Consider the following 3,217-nt stretch of genomic DNA (forward strand, 5'->3'; position numbering starts at 1 on the left):
GCCGCGGGCCCGCTTCGCGCCGCATCTTGACTGTGCCGGACGCAACCTCGCCCGGCATTCGTTCGCAGCGTCTCCAGGGAGTGTTATGCAGCTTCGTTATCGAATGCTCGTATTCAAGCTGAACCGGATGAGCCGGCAGGACCGGATCAGCGCGGTGGAAGAAATCGCCCTTGCGGGCCAATTGGCGGAACAGCTGGAAAAACCCGGCATGGTCGAGCGCCTGGTGGCGGATCTTTTCGACCACGAGAATGCCCATGTCAGGCGCATCGCACTCAACGCGGTGCGGCGCGCGCACGGCTATCGCCAGACCGACCTGACGCAGGCCCTGCTGCGCAAGCTGCTGGATCCGGATCCATGGCTGCGGCACGACGCCGCCTGGATCCTGCACGAAGCGGACCTGGACAGCCCGCAGATCCGCGCCATGCTGCGCCAGTTGGCCGGCCCGGTGATGCTGCCCTATGACCAGGCGCGCGCCCGCGCCAATCCGTCCGATGCCCTGCTGCAGGCCCAGGTGCGCGCACGGCAGACGCTCGATGTGCTGCTGGCCCGCCAGACCGCCAAGGGCGTCGTCGCCAAGCTGCCCTATGCCAGCGGCACAGTGGGCCACACGCACATGCGCCGGCGCGAAACACTCAAGCTGATGTTCGAGCGCCACAAGGAGCGGGGCGCAAAGATGCGTTTCAAGCTCCTCGAAGCCGGGGGGAACAAGGCTTCTCCGATGGCCGGCGCCAAGCCAGGGAGCGCGCCCAAGCCATAGCGGCGGCGAGCGCCGCCATGCTGGAAAAAAGCCATCGGCTCCGCTTGCCGTGGCGCCTCGGCAAGCGCGATCAATGGCATTCCGCGGACCGGACCGCGCTTACTTGTAGCCAGCCTTGTCCGCCAGCTTTTGCGCCTGCGGCTGGTACTTGCCCAACTCCGCGATATTGATCTTGTCCGCCTTGAAGCTGCCCATGGCTTCCAGCGCCGGATTGCTGATCTTCACGCTTTCCACCACCGGCCACTCGTTGTTGCCGTCGGCAAAATAGCGCTGCGCGTCATCACTCGCCAGGTATTCCAGGAACTTGCGGGCCGACTCCTTGTTGGGCGCGTGCTTGAGCATGCCGCCGCCGGAAATGTTCATGTGCACGCCCTGGCTGGCCTGGTTGGGCCACAGGATGCCGAGCTTGTCCGCCAACGCCTTGTCCTCGGGCTTGGCCGACTTGAAGATGCGGGCAATGTAGTACGTATTGGCGACCGCGATGTCGCACTCGCCAGCAGCCACCGCCTTGAGCTGGTCGGTATCGCCGCCCTTGGGCGCGCGCGCCAGGTTGGCCACCACGCCGCGCGCCCATTGCTCGGTCTTGGCCTCGCCATCGTGGGCGATCAGGCTGGACATCAGCGACAGGTTGTAGACGTGCCCGCTGGAGCGGATGCACAGCTTGCCTTTCCACTTCGGATCGGCGAGGTCTTCATAGCCCTTGATATCGCCGGGCTTGACCGCCGCCTTGTTGTAGGCGATCACGCGCGCCCGCGCCGAGAAGCCGAACCACTCGCCGTTGGGATCGCGGTAGTTGGCGGGAATGCGCGAGTCCAGCACGCCCGACTTGAGCGGCGCGAACACGCCCGCCTGCTGGGCCCGCCACAGGCGGCCGATGTCGACGGTGATGAACACGTCGGCCGGGCTGTTGGCGCCCTCGCTCCTGATCCGCTCCAGCAGCGGGTCCTCCTGGCCTTCGATGCGGTTGATCCTGATGCCAGTCTGCTTGGTGAAATTGGCGTAGAGCGCTTCGTCGGTCTGGTAATGGCGCGCGGTGTAAAGGTTCAGCACCTTTTCCTGGGCAGCCGCGGCGAGCGGCAGCGCCAGCACGGCAAGCGCGGCGGCACGCGGCAGCAGGTGACGGAATACGGTCATGACTCTCCCCCCTCAAGGATTTTTCTGATCAGCCCCGAAGACGCCATCGCGGCATCTCGGCAGCACAAGAAGGGAACAATAATCATTCCCGTTTCGGAGGTCAAGTTACAACACTGTTATTTTTCGTGCCGCCACACGGGAATCGCAAAAACGATTAAAACAGCACACCGGGATAACGGGGACATGAATGCGGCGCGGGCGCCGCCGGGCCACGTGCGCTCGCCCCCCCCGGCCATCGCATTGCGATCAATTGCCGGCGGCGCGGTCCGCCAGGGTCTTCATGGCATCGGCTGGCAGCGGACCATGGCAGGTCCGCTCTCCACCGGCTTTGCCGAGCACCAGCCACACCTTGCCGGGGGAGCCGGCCGGATGCAGCAGCCAGGCGGGCCCGCGGCCGCTGCCGGCCGGCGGCAAGTCTTGCAGCACACCGCTGCCGACCGATTGCAGCAGCACGGCGCAATCGTTGGCGGGGGCCTTGGTGGCGGCCAGGAAATCCGGATTGGCAAGCACCTCCGGCAAGGCCGTATCGGAGGCGCGCAGGAAGGCATCCACGTCGAAATGCCGGCTGGCGCCGGTCTGGCCCGCACAGGCGGCGAGCAGCACGGCCGCGGCAAGGACAACAGAAGCGCCGCCGGCGCGCCAGGCCCTCTGGCGTATGGGAGCGAGGTGCATGGGCGGCCTCATTGCTTCATCACATCGGCGCCCTTGGGCACCGTGAAACGGAAGGTGTCGGCGGGAAGCGCGGGATTCTTCTGCATCGCGGTGAAGGTCAGCAGGGTGGTATTGCCAAACGCGTCGCGCAGTTCCATCGCCTCCAGGTTACCGCCCTTGAAGCCGATGCCGATGCGCTCGAACTGGGTGTCCTTCGCCTTGGGGGTCAGCTCGAGCCACTCCACGCCATCGCGCACGGGGCCGTTCTTGACCACGAAATTCTTCTCGAGGTCATTGCTGCCGAACAGGATCGCGGCCGGGCTGGAGCCCAGCGCGCCGTCGAGCTTGCGCTCGGTCACCTGGTTCAGGTCCTTGTCATAGATGTACAGCGTCTGCCCGTCGGCCTGCAGCAGCTGGTCGTAAGGCTTGATGTAGCGCCAGGTGAACTTGCCGGGGCGCGAGAAGGCGAAGGTGCCGCTGGAGGTGCCAGCCACCTTGAGGCTATCGCCCTGTCCCTTGACCTGGCGCTGGGTGAATTCGCCCCGGGCGCTCTTGACGCTGGCCACGAAGGACTGGAGCTGGTCGGTGGCGGCTGCCATGGCCGCGGGTGCCGCCAGCGACAGCATGGCCACCGCGGCACATGCCGACACGATAATGCGGTTTCGCATGGGTTTT

At 65.8% G+C, this 3,217-nt stretch carries 4 protein-coding genes; 1 reads left to right on the plus strand and 3 read right to left on the minus strand.

Annotation, left to right across the window (positions count from 1 at the left end):
• Window positions 1–103: 103 nt before the first annotated feature.
• The gene (locus tag P3W85_RS26720) at window positions 104–757 is read left to right on the plus strand and encodes a hypothetical protein (RefSeq protein WP_017228488.1); all 654 of its coding nucleotides are present in this window, start codon (window positions 104–106) and stop codon (window positions 755–757) included.
• 99 nt (window positions 758–856) lie between these two features.
• Here P3W85_RS26720 and P3W85_RS26725 read toward each other — a convergent pair whose 3' ends face one another.
• From P3W85_RS26725 to lolA, 3 genes are all read right to left on the minus strand, one after another.
• Window positions 857–1,891, minus strand: coding sequence for a Fe(3+) ABC transporter substrate-binding protein (locus P3W85_RS26725; RefSeq protein ID WP_017228487.1), 1,035 nt, complete (start codon window positions 1,889–1,891; stop codon window positions 857–859).
• A gap of 246 nt (window positions 1,892–2,137) precedes the next feature.
• Window positions 2,138–2,563 carry a hypothetical protein gene (locus P3W85_RS26730; protein ID WP_276266965.1) on the minus strand — a complete coding sequence of 142 codons (426 nt, stop codon included), beginning with the start codon at window positions 2,561–2,563 and terminating at the stop codon, window positions 2,138–2,140.
• Between the two features lie 8 nt (window positions 2,564–2,571).
• Window positions 2,572–3,210, minus strand: a complete 639-nt coding sequence (gene lolA, locus P3W85_RS26735) for an outer membrane lipoprotein chaperone LolA (protein WP_017228485.1) — start codon at window positions 3,208–3,210, stop codon at window positions 2,572–2,574.
• Between the last annotated feature and the right edge of the window lie 7 nt (window positions 3,211–3,217).

It is taken from the genome of Cupriavidus basilensis, from assembly GCF_029335485.1.
Taxonomy (GTDB): Bacteria; Pseudomonadota; Gammaproteobacteria; order Burkholderiales; family Burkholderiaceae; genus Cupriavidus; species Cupriavidus basilensis_E.